Annotated in this window: 11 protein-coding genes; 4 read left to right on the forward strand and 7 right to left on the reverse strand. The window is 59.6% G+C overall.

From position 1 onward, the window contains the following. The first annotated feature begins 84 nt into the window (after window positions 1-84). From HFC70_RS13765 to HFC70_RS13780, 4 genes are all read left to right on the forward strand, one after another. Entirely contained in the window at window positions 85-1,218 is a 1,134-nt protein-coding gene (locus tag HFC70_RS13765) for an ATP-binding protein (RefSeq protein ID WP_168473839.1), read from the forward strand. Beyond that, window positions 1,218-5,450 (forward strand): hypothetical protein, encoded by a 4,233-nt coding sequence (locus tag HFC70_RS13770; RefSeq protein ID WP_168473840.1) that lies wholly within the window; start codon window positions 1,218-1,220, stop codon window positions 5,448-5,450. The genes HFC70_RS13765 and HFC70_RS13770 overlap by 1 nt, the downstream gene beginning before the upstream one ends. A 360-nt stretch (window positions 5,451-5,810) precedes the next feature. Further along, window positions 5,811-6,047 (forward strand): hypothetical protein, encoded by a 237-nt coding sequence (locus tag HFC70_RS13775; protein ID WP_168473841.1) that lies wholly within the window; start codon window positions 5,811-5,813, stop codon window positions 6,045-6,047. Window positions 6,048-6,362: 315 nt separating this feature from the next. After that, window positions 6,363-8,024 carry a recombinase family protein gene (locus HFC70_RS13780; RefSeq protein WP_168473842.1) on the forward strand — a complete coding sequence of 554 codons (1,662 nt, stop codon included), beginning with the start codon at window positions 6,363-6,365 and terminating at the stop codon, window positions 8,022-8,024. 101 nt (window positions 8,025-8,125) lie between these two features. Here HFC70_RS13780 and HFC70_RS13785 read toward each other — a convergent pair whose 3' ends face one another. From HFC70_RS13785 to HFC70_RS13815, 7 genes are all read right to left on the reverse strand, one after another. Further along, window positions 8,126-9,448: an FAD-binding oxidoreductase gene (locus HFC70_RS13785; RefSeq protein ID WP_168473843.1), complete on the reverse strand. Its 1,323-nt coding sequence runs from the start codon at window positions 9,446-9,448 to the stop codon at window positions 8,126-8,128. Between the two features lie 16 nt (window positions 9,449-9,464). Continuing rightward, on the reverse strand, window positions 9,465-10,349 hold the full coding sequence (locus HFC70_RS13790) for an ABC transporter permease (protein ID WP_168473844.1): 885 nt from the start codon (window positions 10,347-10,349) through the stop codon (window positions 9,465-9,467). Between the two features lie 16 nt (window positions 10,350-10,365). Next, window positions 10,366-11,316: an ABC transporter permease gene (locus tag HFC70_RS13795; RefSeq protein ID WP_168473845.1), complete on the reverse strand. Its 951-nt coding sequence runs from the start codon at window positions 11,314-11,316 to the stop codon at window positions 10,366-10,368. 85 nt (window positions 11,317-11,401) lie between these two features. Beyond that, the gene (locus tag HFC70_RS13800) at window positions 11,402-13,078 is read right to left on the reverse strand and encodes a peptide ABC transporter substrate-binding protein (RefSeq protein WP_168473846.1); all 1,677 of its coding nucleotides are present in this window, start codon (window positions 13,076-13,078) and stop codon (window positions 11,402-11,404) included. Window positions 13,079-13,163: 85 nt separating this feature from the next. Next, entirely contained in the window at window positions 13,164-14,495 is a 1,332-nt protein-coding gene (locus HFC70_RS13805; RefSeq protein WP_168473847.1) for an FAD-binding oxidoreductase, read from the reverse strand. Between the two features lie 2 nt (window positions 14,496-14,497). After that, a complete protein-coding gene (locus HFC70_RS13810) occupies window positions 14,498-15,196 on the reverse strand; it encodes an SDR family NAD(P)-dependent oxidoreductase (RefSeq protein WP_168473848.1) in 699 nt (232 codons plus the stop codon). Between the two features lie 23 nt (window positions 15,197-15,219). Continuing rightward, complete coding sequence (locus HFC70_RS13815; RefSeq protein WP_168473849.1) at window positions 15,220-15,705, reverse strand: MarR family transcriptional regulator; 486 nt, start codon at window positions 15,703-15,705, stop codon at window positions 15,220-15,222. Between the last annotated feature and the right edge of the window lie 244 nt (window positions 15,706-15,949).

Below are 15,949 nucleotides of genomic sequence, written 5' to 3' on the forward strand. Positions count from 1 at the left end.
TGGCGTGACTTGACAAGCATAATTTATTTTGGAATGAATTAATGTGAAAGTTAATTAATCTCAAAGCGAATAAAGGCAACATTCGTGCATCACCGTAAAGCCCAGCGCGACGCCCTGTTACGAAAGCTGACTGCGGGCATCAACGTTCAGATGCCTGCGCCGCGACGCATAGGAAAAACTTGGACCATCAATAGGCTAGCTGGCGATCTCACGGCGGCGGGCTGGATCGCTGTAGAAGTCGATGTACAAGGAATCAGAACGACCGACAGCTTCGCGAGGATCCTATGCAAGCGGATCGAAGCACAAATGCCATCGAAGGAACGTTTCAAGACGCATCTCCTTCAACGCCTGAAGAATCTGACGGACGGCCATTGGGGCGATAATCCGCTCGACGTGCTGGGAAAGATCGATCCAATCGAATTCGCGGAAACTCTGGTAGCTGCACTCGATGATGATGGCAGACCCGCAGCGATCATCATCGATGAAGTCGCATATTTTTTCCTTCACTTGGCCGAACAAAACGCCAAAGACGCAAACGCATTTGCCTACCAAATGCGCGCGATGCAAGGACGCTACAAGAACGTTCGCTGGCTCCTGACTGGTTCCATAGGTCTTGATCCTGTGGCAAGGCGCTATGGCCTTCAGGGCGCGTTTGTGGATCTCGAAACGTTCATTCTCGACCCATTCACCGCGGCAGAAGCCCGGTCGTTCTTGCGCGACGGGGCGATTCAAGAAGCACTCACCCACAAGTTCGATGCTTCCGACGAAGACTTTGACTATCTGTTCCAAGAGCTCGGTTGGCTTGCGCCATTCTATCTGAAACTGGTTGCAAACGCGGTCCGCCCCTCAGGATACGCGCAAACGAATGGCAACGCGATTGCCGGCCGCCAGGATTTTGACGATGCTTTCACCACGCTGTTGCAACCGAACAGAAGATCGGAATTCGCTATTTGGCGGGAGCATATCGACAAAAATCTGCCCGCATCAGACAGCCGCTTAGCATCGGAAATCCTTTCGCGTATCTCTCAAGACAGTGACGGAGAAACCTTCGACACCTTGTTGGCCAGCCTCGCTACGAATGCCGAACCTAAGAGCAGAGGCGAACTTCGGGACATTATTGCAATCCTGGTAAATGACGGCTTGGTAAGCAAGGTTGACGACCGTTATCGTTTCAGGTCGGGTTTGGTGCGGCGGTATTGGAAGGAATACGAAGCGTAATGACTTTTCCTCCCCAACCGTCCCTTTACAACCAGTACCGGCTAGGTGATGCAGATTTCACCGCTAACTTCACCGCAAGGCACGGTGTGCTGGACCTGATCTGCCGCAGACTTAAGAGCATTGGCACGCCTTCGGACAATCTGCATCAGATCATCATCGGGCCGCGCGGGATGGGGAAGACGTCGTTGCTTCGCCGCATTGCCATCGAGATTGATCAGAACAGCGACCTTGCAGACCGTTTCATCCCGCTGGGTTTTCGCGAAGAACAATACAATGTGCTGACACTTCGCGATTTTTGGCGAAACTGCGGTGAGTCCCTAGCCGAGTGGGCGGATGCGCACGGGATGCAAAGTCTCGCTGAAAGACTTGATATCAACATTGCCTCGCAAGGCTGGGACACGGACGAGGGGGCGGCTGAACAATTCAGCGAAGAGATGGCCGCCCTTGGCAGCAGGGCGGTCCTTCTGGTCGACAACCTCGACCTAATCATTGAAGCCTTGAAAGACCATGACCGCTGGGCTCTGCGCAGCAGTCTACAAGTGCGAGGTGGGCCGATCGTGATCGGCACTGCCACCCAAACGCTGCGCGAAAGTGGAAATCGTGATGCGGCTTTCTACGAGTTTTTTGAGCCCCACTACCTCGAACCTCTGAACATCGTTGAAACAGAGACCTGCATGCGGGCGCTCGCACGTAGGCGGGGCGCTTATGGAAATCACGTGCTACAAATTCTCGACACACAGCCTACCCGCCTGAAGACGCTCCACATCCTGACTGGAGGTAACCCACGAGTTTTGACGCTGATCTATCGGCTGCTTGAGGCTGCGGAGTCGGATGCGACTATGGCAGACCTCGAAACCTTGCTCGATCAAGTCACACCCTACTACAAGGCGCGGATCGAGGAATACCAATCAGCCCAACAGCGTGCAGCGATCGATGCCATTGCCCTGAATTGGGATCCAGTAACCACGAGCGAGTTGTCCAAGATCACCACAATTCCCTCGACCACGCTCTCGCCAATTTTGATCAAACTTCGCAAGAACGGCCTAATCGACAGTGTCGAGACTTCGGGCGCCTATTCTGGCCATCAGATTGTCGAGCGGTTCCTGAACATCTGGTACCTGATGCGGCACGGAACTCGTAGAACCAAACAAAAGATGCGTTGGCTAGTTGCATTCCTGACCAATTTCTATTCTCCGCAGGATCTTCACGCAATCAATCAGCATGCGGTCGAATGCGGTGATGCCAACCGTTGGCACAAGGACTATGCTTTCGCATTCCATCAAGCCATGAACACTAGCACCGTATCGGTTCCTCGGACGGTACAGCAAGGGCATCGTGAAGTCGTGGATCACGCCCTCGCAAGCACATCAGACTTGGATCAGGCATTTGAGATCAGCGAAACCCAGGAATTAACGCGTGATCTCTTTGAAAAGGCTAAAGCCGCCGCCTTAGCCGGAGAACTGTACCAAGCGATCTCTTTTTATCAGAACGTCCTTGAGCTTGTCGACGATGACGGATCGACGGAAGTGGCAATGGCAATGGCAATGGCGATGGTCAACAAAGCCTATACGTTCGGCCAGATCGGAGACCACGCGGCAGAGATCGCGGGCTATCACGCCGTCATCGGCCGTTTCGGAGAAGCGAATGCCCCCGAGCTGCTAAAGCAGGTCGCCCGGGCGATGTTCAACAAAGCCGTCGTCTTCGGCCGAAGCGGAGATCGAGCGGCAGAAATCGCGGGCTATGACGCCATTATTGGCCGCTTCGGTGACGTGTATGCCTCCGAACTGCTACAACTGCTCGCCTGGGCGATGGTCAACAAAGCTGCCGCGTTGGGTCAAAGCGGAGACCATGCGGCAGAAATCGCGGGCTATGACGCCGTCATCGGCCGTTTCGGTGAAGCGACTGCCCCCGAGCTGCTTGAGCAGGTCGCCTGGGCGATGGTCAATAAAGCTGACGCGTTCGGCCAGAGTGGAGATCGCGCGGCAGAGATTGCGGGCTATGACGCCGTCATCGGTCGTTTCGGAGAAGCGAGTGCCCCCGAGCTGCTTGAGCAGGTCGCCCGGGCGATGGTCAACAAAGCCGACGCGTTCGGCCAGAGTGGAGATCGCGCGGCAGAGATCGCGGGCTATGACGCCGTCATCGGTCGTTTCGGAGAAGCGACTACCCCCAAGCTGCTAAAGCAAGTCGCCTGGGCGATGGTCAACAAAGCCTATGCGTTCAGCCAGAGCGGAGATCGGGCGGCAGAGATCGCGGGCTATGACGCCGTCATCGGTCGTTTCGGAGAAGCGAGTGCCCCCGAGCTGCTTGAGCAGGTCGCCTGGGCGATGGTCAACAAAGCCTATGCGTTCGGCCAGAGCGGAGACCGCGCGACAGAGATCGCGGGCTATGACGCCGTCATCGGCCGATTCGGAGAAGCGAGTGCCCCCGAGTTGCTTGAGCAGGTCGCCTGGGCGATGGTCAACAAAGCTGACGCGTTCAGGCAGAGTGGAGATCGCGCGGCAGAGATTGCGGGCTACGACGCCATCATCGGTCGTTTCGGAGAAGCGACTGCCCCCGAGTTGCTTGGGCAGGTCGCCCGGGCGATGGTCAACAAAGCCTATGCGTTCGGCCAGAGTGGAGATCGCACGACAGAGATCGCAGGCTATGACGCCGTCATCGTTCGTTTCGGAGAAGCGACTGCCCCCGAGCTGCTTGAGCATGTCGCCCGGGCGATGGTCAACAAAGCCTATGCGTTCGTCCAGAGCGGAGACCGCACGGCAGAGATCGCGGGCTATGACGCCGTCATCGGCCGTTTCGGTGAAGCGAGTGCTCCCGAACTGCTGAAGCATGTCGCCCGGGCAATGTTCAACAGAGCCTATGCGTTCGGCCAGAGCGGAGACCATGGGGCAGAGATCGCGGGCTATGACGCCGTCATCGGCCGTTTCGGTGAAGCGAGCGCCCCCGAACTGCTAAAGCAGGTCGCCCGGGCGATGCTCAACAGAGCCTATGCGTTCGGCCAGAGCGGAGACCTCGCGGCAGAGATCGCGGGTTATGACGCCGTCATCGGCCGTTTCGGTGAAGCGAGTGCCCTCGAACTGCTACAGCAGGTCGCCTGGGCAATGCTCAACAAAGCCTACGCGTTCGGCCAGAGCGGAGATCGCGCGGCAGAGATCGCGGGTTATGACGCCGTCATCGGCCGTTTCGGTGAAGCGAGTGCCCTCGAACTGCTACAGCAGGTCGCCTGGGCGATGCTCAAGAAAGCTGACGCGTTGGGCCAGAGCGGAGACCTCGCGGCAGAGATCGCGGGCTATGACGCCGTCATCGGCCGTTTCGGAGAAGCGGGTGCCCCCGAACTGCTACAGCAGGTCGCCTGGGCGATGGTCAAGAAAGCCTACGCGTTCGGCCAGAGCGGAGATCGCGCGGCAGAGATTGCGGGTTATGACGCCGTCATAGGCTGTTTCGGTGAAGCGACTGCCCCCGAGCTGCTTGAGCAGGTCTTACTGGCGACAATCAGGAAGGCCTCGTCGCTTTCGAAACTTGGGCAATCGGACGCGGCAGTCGACACCTATGAGCTGGCGCTTGTCCTGGCAAGGAACGTCCACACCGGAGACCAAAGAGAGCTGATGGCGGATGTCTTGATCGCACTAGGCAACTATTGCCTCGATTGGCAAGGTGATCTCCTGCGCGCCGAGAGTGCCCTATTGGAAGCGCTTCCGAGTAAGCCGCTGCTGTGCAACGCAAATCTAATCTGGGTCAAGCTCTTCTTGGGGAAAACATCAGAGATCAGCGAGACACGCAACCAGATCGCTGACCTTCCTTCGGTCGGTCTTGCTTTCATTGACGCCGCGATAGCCTTGTCGGCAGAGAACATTGGGGATGCCTTGGCCCATGTTGAAGCTGCTCTGACCGGCGATCTGGAATCCGGCATTTGGGATTTCCAAGACGACCAATTGCGCTTGCTACGCTTTGCTGAGGCACACAGCTATGGTGAACGTTTGATAGAGTGGTTTGATCAGTCAGGCTTCGCCGACAGATTCGCCCCGCTATATGCCGCCTTTAAAGCCTATGTTCGCGGAGAGCGAATGCTTCTTGACGTCAATCCTGAAGTGAGACTGCCAGCCCAAGAAATATATGGCCGGTTGTCAGCGACGAAAAGGTATCAACAAGCGAAAATAGGCCCCGGGTCAGGATCAACGCGAAGAAAACGCGGAGAGAAATCTACTGAAACTGCGGGGTCAGGAAAGGGCAACTGAGCTACTCCGGTCCTCGGGCCAATTTCTGGCCGCTTTGGGCTACATTCTGTAGGCTCGGATTTTCTTCATTTGTGTCCAAGTGACCCATGGTGACTAAATTTCTATCATGGGCGGCGGTAGTCCGCGGCTAGTTACAAGAGGTGGTTGAACATCCGACGCTGGCCTTATTGTGAAATCCAATCAGGCGGTTCGTCTTTCTTGGTCTGGCAGATTCACCGAGGGCGAAGACATAGCAGGCGAAGATTTTCGCCGTTCCTTCGACGCGTTGCGATACCCTACGATCGCCCGTGATTTCCTGCTTTTCCTCGCCGTGTCTCTGGTTCTTACATGGCCTTTCCATCCGGGAAAGGCAGGCCGAACATGGACGGTGACGAGAAAGGGCAGGGGGCGGCGAACGACAATACACGCCCTGCCGGCAGCGCGGACGGCGGTGCCGAAGAACCGGACCGCGCCACAGGCGCACACCTCGACCAGGTTGTCATCGACATTGCCCGGCTGATCGGGCGACAGATGGCGAGGGCAGATCATGCAGCGCGGGTGGCGGCCAACGACAATGGTGACAGCCGTGTGGTTGGGGACGAACCCGAGGCGGAATAGTCTCGCTTTCACTGTCGGTAAATCGCCTGAAGCGCCTTGCGCCAGGGCGTTGCTTGAGCGTACGATTCCGATCGAGGCGAGACCTCCTTTGCTTGTCTGCGGGGAGTGGGCCAGGTCGAAGCCACTCCCTCAAGGCCCGAGCCGCTTTGCGGTGGCGCGTACCGCGCCAGCCTTGACCGAGCGTCTTCGACCCGGCGGTTGGCCGCGAAGCAGGAAAGGCGGGGTGCGGGCGCTGAAGGCAGCACCCGCAATGTCCACCAGGGACCACGCAGCCGCCGTATGCATGAAACTGATGTGAGAGAAGGAAACATGCAGATGACCCGTGTTGCCCTTTATGCCCGATACTCATCCGACAACCAGCGGGAAGCCTCGATTGTCGACCAGTTCCGCCTTTGCGACGAACATGCACGGCGCGAAGGTTGGGAGGTGGCAGGTAGCTATCAGGATGCGGCGATCTCGGGTTCCAGCACCATTCTTCGTCATGGCATCCAGCAGGTGGTCCGAGATGCACAGCGCGGTCTGTTCACGGTGGTCATTGCCGAGGCACTGGATCGCATCAGCCGCGATCAGGCCGATGTCGCCACACTCTACAAGCACCTGAAGTTTGCAGGCGTTACCATCGTCACCCTGGCCGAGGGAGAGATTTCCGAGTTGCATGTCGGCCTCAAGGGGACAATGAACGCGCTGTTCCTCAAAGACCTCGCGATGAAGACCCATCGCGGCCTGCGGGGCAGGGTGGAGAAGGGCAAGGCGGGCGGCGGGCTTTGCTACGGATACCGTGTCCTCAAACAGTTCGACGGTAACGGCGAACCGGTCCGGGGCGACCGTGAGATCATTGCCGAGGAAGCCGACATCATCCGCCGCATCTTTCGGGAGTTCGCCAGTGGCAAAAGCCCGAAGGCGATTGCGACGGATCTCAACAGTGAAGGCATTCCCGGTCCGCTTGGACGGGCATGGGGAGACACCAGCATTCGCGGCCATGTCTCGCGCGGCACCGGCATTCTCAACAACGAGCTTTATACCGGCGTTCTTGTCTGGAACCGTCAGCGCTTCATCAAGGACCCATCCACCGGCAAGCGCGTCTCTCGCCCCAATCCGGAAAGCAAATGGATCAGAACGGAAGTTCCGCATCTGAGAATGATCGAAGACGATCTCTGGCAAGCAGTCCGAAACCGACAGAAGCAGATATCGGCGATCTTCGGGCCGAACCCTGCCAATACGCTCGAAGGGCGGATGAAGCGGCTGCATCTGACCGTGAGGCCCGTGTCTCTCCTGACCGGTGTTCTCACCTGCGGATGCTGCGGCGGAAAGTTCGGCATCATCACGCCGGGGCGCTATGCCTGCCTCAACCATCACAGGCGCGGCACCTGCGACAATGGCCGGTCCATCACCCGCGAGAAGATCGAGGCGCGGGTTCTCTCCGGCATCAAGGACAAGCTGGTATCGTCGCAGGCAGTGGCCGAAGCGGTGAAAGCCTATGCCGAGGAAATGAACCGGCTGAACCATGACCGACGCGCCCAGGCGGCAATCGACCGGAAGAACCTAGCAAAGGTCGAAAAGGCCATCGCCGGGATCATATCCGCCATTGAGGACGGCATGTACCAGCCGTCGATGAAGGCGCGCATGGATGATCTTGAACGGCAGAAGGCCGATATCACCGCCCGGCTGTCAAAGGCCCCGGACGACATTCCCGACATTCACCCGAACGTTGCTAACCTCTACCGGCTACGGGTAGAACGCTTGACGGAAGCGCTAAACGATCCAGACGGTGGCAGGCAGGCGGCGGAGGCGCTGCGCTCGTTGATCGGCGAGATTGTCCTGACCCCCGGCACCAAGCGCGGCGAGGTTCATGCGGAGCTACGCGGCGAGCTGTTTGGTATTCTCGGCCTTGCCAATGCGGAAGCTGGAGGGCCGCAGAACAGCCCTTTTATGCCATTCGTTGAAGCGAGCCCCCGCAACCAACCATTCCTGCGATAACGACAAAGCCCCATCACGGGGCTTTTTGCGTTTCTGTCCCTCAGTCACACCGGCGCGGCCCATGAGGTCTTCAAGCCCTCCTGTTTTCGGGAGACAGTGGATCAGGCGTGCGGTGGCAAGGCAGCGCCGGCGAGTTTCGTTTTGATCCAGTCGGAGACGCGATAGTAGCGCAGGGTCAGTTGCGGACCATAGTTCATGTAGAACGGCGCTGCCGTCAAAGGTTCCAGTTTCAGCGATAGATCCTTGTCCGGCACACCCTTCGCCCATTCCGATAAAATGCCGCCAAGCATGCTGCCGGTCGGCACGCCCCGGCCTGATAGGCCGGTCAGCGCGACGACACCGGGGGCCAGATCATAGAGACGCGGCACGGTTCGATACTGCATGTCCAGTTCGCCGAACCAGAAATACTCCCAGCGGATCTCCTGCTTGATCTGCGGGTGCAGCCATTTCAGCCGATCGCTCATCACGGTGCGCGTATAGCCCATGTCACGGCCTCGACGCCCCATCGGGAACATCGAGGCGACGATACGGCCTTCGGCATTGTACTTGTAGACGTAGATATCGCCCCGGCCGTCATGGATGGTGGTGTTGCGCGGCAGGATCGATTGACGCTCATCTGCCGACAGGGGCTCTGTCGCGGCCACGAAAACCTTCTGGATCTTGAAGGTCCGGTCCAGCTTTGGCCAGCCTCCCACCGTGTAGGCGCCGGTGGCAAAGATCACCTTGTCGGCGATGACCTTGCCTTTGGGTGTGCTGATCCCCCAGCCGGTCCCTTCCCGTTCGCAACCGGTCACGGGCGAGCCGGTGTGGACCTTGCCGCCTTCCTGCAGCACGGCGCGGGCAAGGCCGCGGGAATAGCCGAGCGGATTGAGATGTCCGGCCTCTTCGTGCAGCCAGCCGCCGTGAAAGCGCGGGCTGCCGGTGATCGCGGCCACCTCGTCGCGGTCAATAGTGCGGGTGCGGGCGCCGACAGCGTTGTAGGTGCGGACCTTCTCCTCGATCGTCTTCATCATGCCGGGATAGGGCGCGCCCATGACATAGCCGTTCTGCTGCCACTCGCACTGGATCTGGTAGCGCTCGATCATGCCGGCAACCCGGTCATTGGCACGGGTCTGGCGCGCGATCAGCCTCTCGGCCCACGGCTCGCCCAGCATGCCGCGCAATTCCGGCAGGCTGTAATGGGTGAAGGTCGGCGTGCAGTGTCCGGCATTGCGGCCCGATCCGCCGAAGCCGATCTCCTCCTTTTCCAGTAGCGCGACACTGACCCCGTCGCGGGCAAGCTCCAATGCTGTCGTCAGCCCGGTATAGCCGCCGCCGACAATGCAGACATCGGCTTGGATCGTGCCTTGCAGTTCGACCGTTGCCGGAGCGGGACTTGCTGTCGCGTACCATAGGGTGGTTTCGAATGGGGAAAACCGTGTCATCGCCTCGCTTCTCCGTTCAACTGTGGTCGCTGCGGGCGTCAAGCGCATCGCGCAGGCCGTCGCCGATGAAGTTGAAACTGGTGACCGCCAGCGTGATGGCCACACCGGGCACGATCGCCAGCCATGGCGCGCGGTCGAGATATTGCTGGGCACCGTTCAGCATATTGCCCCAACTCGGCAGCGGCGGCTGGATGCCATAGCCAAGGAAGCTCACATAGGCTTCCAGCAGGATCGCCCTCGCCACGGTCAGGGTGGCAGCGACGATGATCGGCCCGATGACGTTGGGCAGCAGTTCGCGGAACATGATCCAGCTGTTGGACAGTCCGAGCATGCGCGCCGCCAGCACGAAATCGCGCTCGCGCAGCGAGCGCACTTCGGCTTCGACGATACGGGCAATTTCCATCCAGCTTGTGATCGCGATGATGACCGTGATCATGAACGGGCTGGGTTTGATGAAGGCGGCCAGTGCCAGCAGGAGAAAGATGCTGGGGAAGGACAGGAAGGCATCGACGAACCGCATCAGGGCCACGCCGATACGGCCGCCGTAATATCCGGCACAAACGCCGATAACCGTGCCGATCGCCGTCGACAGCAGCATGGCGAAGAAGCCAACCAGCAGCGAAATGCGGCCGGCCATGAACAGCCGGGCGGCAAGGTCGCGGCCGAGCGGATCCGTGCCGAAGATGTGATAGCCGGTCAGCGGCGGGGCGAAACGGGCGCGAAGGTCGATAAACAGCTCGTCGAAGGGCAGAAGGAAAGGCCCGATGATGCAGGTGAGTGCCAGAACGGTGATCATGACGACGCCCAGCATGGCAAGCCGGTGGCGGGCAAAACGGCGGAACGTCCGGCTCTGCCACCAATGGGTTTTCTGGGAAACGGAAGTGGAAACGATTGCGGACATGTTCGTTCTCCTGATCCTAGCCCAGCCTGATGCGGGGGTCGACGAAGGCGACAAGTAGATCGGTCATCAGACTGCCGATCAGGACGAGGATGGCCGAAAACATCAACAGGCCCATCACGACGGGGTAGTCGTTGTAGCCAAGGCTATCGAGAAACAGCCGGCCCATTCCCGGCCAGGTGAAGACCGTCTCGGTGACCAGCGCACCGCCGAGGATGGTCGGCAATTGCAGGCCGGCGAGCGTGATCATCGGCAGCAGTGCATTACCGATCACATGTTTCATCAGCACCCGTCGCGCCGATAGCCCCTTGGCCTTTGCAGTTCGTACAAAATCCTGGTTGATGACGTCGAGCGTCGCGGTCCGCATGTAGCGGCTCCAGACGGCGACGTTGACCAGGGCCAGAACCACCGTCGGCATGATCAGGTGAATGGCGTAATCGCCGATCGAGCCATCGCCGATCGTGTACATGTTGCCGGCGGGTAGCCATTTCAGCCGGAGAGAAAAGAGATAGATCGCCACCAGGCCGAACCAGAAGGTCGGGATGGACAATGCCACCATGGCACCGACCGTTGCCGTATAGTCGAAGATCGAGTAGCGCTTCGTGGCGGCCTTGATGCCGAGCCATGTGCCGACGGCGATCGACAGGACGGTCGACGAGCCCATCAGGAGCAGTGTTGCGAACAGGTGTCCGGTGATGATGCCGAGAACCGGCTGGCTGTCGCGATAGGAGCGGCCCCAGTCGCCCTGCAGCAGGTGCCATAGCCAATCGAGATACTGGATCGGCAGCGGGCGGTCGAGGCCCATCTGCTTGGCGATACGGTCCAGTGCCTCCTGGGTCATGCCCGGTGTCAGCGCATATTGCGACAGCGGACCGCCGGGCGCGAGGTTCAGCACCGCGAACCCGATCATCGACACGAGGAACAGCAGGATCAGGCTTTGCCAGAGGCGGCTCAGAATATAGCGCAGCATCGCAGTTTTCTCCAGACCGTAGAAATGTCAGGTGAGGCTGCCAGCCCCTCTCCAAGATGACGAAAGGGACTGGCAGCAAGGAGCGTCAGGATGCCCAGTACCAACTTCCCGGGTTCCAGCTGTCGATGCGGACATTGACGTTGTAGGCGATGCCCTCGGCGCCGGTTTTGTAGCCGCGGACCGTAGAATACTGGAACATCGGCAGGAACGGCAAATCGGAGCGCATGATCTCCTGTACCCTGAGATAGATCTTCTTGCGCTCCTCCGGCACGAAGACCTGGCCACCGTCAACCAGCAGCTTATCGACCTCGGGGTTGGCGTATTGCCAGGTGTTCTGCCCCGCCCCGCCCTTGGCGCCGATCGACGTCGATTTAAAGTAGTCGGACGTATCGGGGTCGGCGCCGGTCAGGAAGTCAATGCCGACGACGACGCTGTCGAACTTCGACATCATCCAATATTCGCCCCACATGACGGCCGGCGGCAGGTTGGAAATGGTCATTTCCACGCCGATATCCTTGAACGATTGCTGCATGAACTGCTGCACCTGCTCGCGGATATGGTTGCCGGCCGTCGTCGAATTGGAGAAAGAAAGTTTGACGCCGTCCTTGGCGCGAATGCCATCGCTTCCCGGCACCCAGCCGGCCTCGTCGAGGATCTTCTTGGACTTTTCCGGGTCGTATTCGTGTTTCGGCAGATCCGGATTGGCGTAGAAGGACTGTTGCGGCATGTAGCTTTCGGTCGGCGTCGGCAGGCCGTAATAGAGCGCGTCGATGATCGTTGCCTTGTCGATCGCATGATAGAGCGCCTGACGGACGGCAAGCTCCTTGAACTGCGGTTTCTCCATGTTGAAGGTCACGGATTCGACTGTCGACCCCGGCACGACGAGCACGGTCTTGCCCTCCAGCGCCTTGGCTTCCTCGTAGTGGTCAGGCGTGATCCATTGAAGGCCGGCAACGTCGATATCGCCGGTTTTGAACTGGGTGTAGAGTACAGTCAGGTCGGGAATATACTTATAGATCAGCCGCTCCAGATAGGGGCCATCGCCGAAATAGTCGGTATTGGCTTCGAGCGTGATGTGGTCGCCGGCGATGCGTTCCACCCATTTGAACGGGCCTGTGCCGATCGGCGCATTGTTGAACGGTGCGATGTTCTTGTCCTTTTCCGCGCCCAGCACATGCTTGGGTACGATAAAGGTGGAGGCGAGGATAGACGGATAGGGAGCAAACGGCTTTTCCATCTTCCAGGTGATCTCGGTCGGCGAGACCACGGTCAGTTCGCGAACCAGTTCGTGGCCCGTCTTGCGCCAGCTGCGGAACTCCGGGTCGACCATCAGTTCAAGCGTGAACTTGACGTCTTCGGCGGTAAACGGTGTGCCGTCATGCCATTTCACGTCGTCGCGCAGCTTGACCTTCCAGGCAAGGCCATCGGCCGAGATGCCGCCGTTCTCCACGGTCGGTACTTCGATGGCGAGCGCCGGCGTGAACTTGCCTTCCGGGTCGATGGCGAAGAGCGGATCGAACAGGCTGAAATGGATCCCTTCGTCCACCTCGATATGCAGCAGATGCGGGTTGAAGACGGTTGGCTCCTGCGAGAAGCCGACGATCATCTGGCCGGTCGGTTTGGCCGGCGGCGTTGCGGCAAAGGCCCGGTCCCGGCCGAGCAGATTGGGCATGACCAGACCGGAGGCGCTGGCGAGGGCCATCATGGTCAGGGCTTGGCGTCGTGTCGGATTGAGAATTGCATTCCTGGATTTGTCAGACATCAGTCTATTCCCTTTGCTGTTGCTCAGTCACTGTTCCACTTTGTTTTTCTTATCGTTTATGCGCTCTGCCTTCGTTTCGGGCAGACTAGAACCCACTGATCAGCTCGATCTTCGAGCCGTCGGAAAAGCGGGAAAATCGGAAATCCTTCGGGTCGACGATCGGCGGTCTGCCGGTGACGATATCGGCCATCAGGCAACCCGCCGCCGGGCCGATGCCGAAGCCATGGCCGGAAAAACCGGTGGCGATGTGAAAGCCGGGGATGGCGTCTATGGCCGATATGACCGGCACGGCATCCGGCGTCACGTCGATATAACCGGCCCAACGCTGGGCGATCTCGGCCTTCTCGAAGACGGGAAACGCCTTTTTCAGATTGGCAAGTGCCAGGTCGGACAGCTTTGCCGAGGGCTTTGGATCGAGCACGCGATTATATTCGAACGGGCTCGCCTCATCCATGGCCCAGCGGTTCGGGATGCGCGCCTCGTCGAAGAAGCGGCTGCCGAGCCGGAACTTCAGCGAGCGCCATTCCTTACCGAGCGCCGGCAGGAAGTGCCGGGCATAGCGGAAGGATTTCGGCACGATGTCGACGATATTCTCGTGGCCGGAGGCAATCGTATAGCCGCCATCCTGGCGCTTGCGCACCGCAAAGCCATTCGACCAGATGGCCTGTTCCGGCCCGCCCACAAGCGGCTTGGTGCGCAGCACCGAATTCATCACCTTCAACTGTGGCAGGTCGATGCCGAAATTTCCCGAAAACAGGCTGGACCAGGCGCCACCGGCCAGAACCACGGCACTGCAGGCGATGGATCCGCGCTCCGTCACGACACCCGAAATCCGACCACCGGAGGTTTCTATGCCACGCACGGCGCATTCCGTCAGGATAGTCGCACCTTTTTCGCGGGCGGCTTCCGCGATGGCCGGCGCTGCTTTCTGCGGCTCGGCCCGCCCGTCCGCACTGGTAAACAGCGCCCCCTTCACGTCGAGATTGGCGTTTGGAAACATCGCCTTGAATTCACCACCGCTCAGCATGCGCGAGTCGAACTGGTAGCCCTCGAGATTGCGGTTCCAGCGCTCGTGCTCGGCATATTCCTTGTCGGTTGCGCAGGTAAACATGATGCCGGCGCGCGTGTAGCCGAGATCCCGCCCGGTTCTCTTGTCGAGCGTGTTCCAGATGCGCAGTGCCTCCGCCATTAGCGGAACCTCACGGGGGTCGCGGCGCGAAATCCGGACCCAACCCCAGTTGCGGCTCGATTGCTCATGCCCGATGCCGCCCTTTTCGCACAAGGCGACCCGCAAGCCGCGTTCGGCAAGTTCAAGCGCTGTCGACGTGCCGATGATGCCGCCGCCGATGACGACGACATCCACTTCCTTCGGCAAATCACTGTCCCCGTGGACGGGAACGACATAAGGTCCGGGCATGATCAGTAGGACTCCTCAAGCTGGCAATTGATGGCAAATTCCGCGACGCTCGCCTCGTTCGGCAGGTCGAGCAGCATGGCAATGATGCGCGCGAGATCGCGCGGGTCGGTCATCTGGTCTTCGGGGCGGTTGGTCAGGCCGCGGGCCATGTCGGTTGCCACAAAACCCGGGCAGACAGCCGTGGCTCGGATCCCGGCATCCCAGCCGGCATGCCGGATGCCGTGGGCAAGGGCGACGGCGGCAAACTTGGACAGCGAATAAAGCCCGGCGCTGGCACTCTTCACCCGCTTGCCCGACAGCGAACCGAGAATAATGACACGGCCGCGGCCACCGGCCGAGAGGGGCTCCCAGGCGGCCTTGGCAAGCCGACGCGGTGCCCTGACATTGACCGCCATCGTTGCCTCGAAATCCTCCTCGTCCGCCTCGATGACCGTTTTCGGGATCATGATGCCGGCATTGGCGACAATGGCGTCGATACGGCCGAAGGAGGCCATGGCGTCTGCCACCCAGGCCGCTTCTGCCTTTGTATCGTCCGCATCATAGGCAAAGAGCCTGACCCGGTCGGCATCCGCCCAGTCCGGCAATTCGGGCTTGCGCATGCCAAGCGAAAGGCACCATCCCTGGTCCGAAAGCGATCGCGCCACTTCCGCGCCGATGCCGCGATTGGCCCCTGAAATCAACGCTACACGTCCTGCCGTCATGGCATGGTCTCCAGTTTCACTGTTCAGGATAGGCCGGCGATCCGCCGATAGGCCCGGCGCAGGATATCCATCAGCAGGGCCTGTTCGTCTTCAGGAATAAAATGGAAAAAGTCCTTGGATTGCTGGGTCACGATGGCGCGCACCTGCTCGGCCAATGCAGCACCCTTTGCCGTGATGTAGAGTTCCTGCGCCCGATTGTCGTCGACCGATGTCTCGCGGGTCAGAAGCCCGTGCGCTTCCATCTGATCGACCAGCCGGCCGGTTGCCGACCGGTCCTTCAGGATGAGCTGGGCAATAACGGAGGGCCGAATTCCCGGATGGCTGTCGACCATCAGCAGGGTGGTGATCTTTCCGGTGCCGCGCGCCACGTCATAGCCCTCCAGCCGCTCATCCAGATCGCGCGACACGGCCAGATTGACGGTGCGGATATAGAAACTCAGCGTATCTTCCAGCACATCGAGATCGATGTCGCTGATCGAGACGGGCGGAGATTTCTTTCGATCAGGCACGGCGAAGGCTCCTTGGGATATAGGGATAGCGCGCCTTTTCTCGACACGAGAACAGGATTTGAAGAACGGGAGGCGGCAGGGTCAGGCTGTCTTGCGAGGACCATGATTTGCCAGATAGTGGATAAATGCAATTATTTTTTTGAGGCCGCCGCCGGTATTTTATTCACAGCATTCCCGTGCCTATCCGTTGTGCAGCCAACCTGTGCATATGCCGCAGAAACGACAAAAGCCGCCCCGTTTCGCA

It is taken from the genome of Agrobacterium sp. a22-2 (genome assembly GCF_012276985.1).
GTDB lineage: Bacteria > Pseudomonadota > Alphaproteobacteria > Rhizobiales > Rhizobiaceae > Allorhizobium.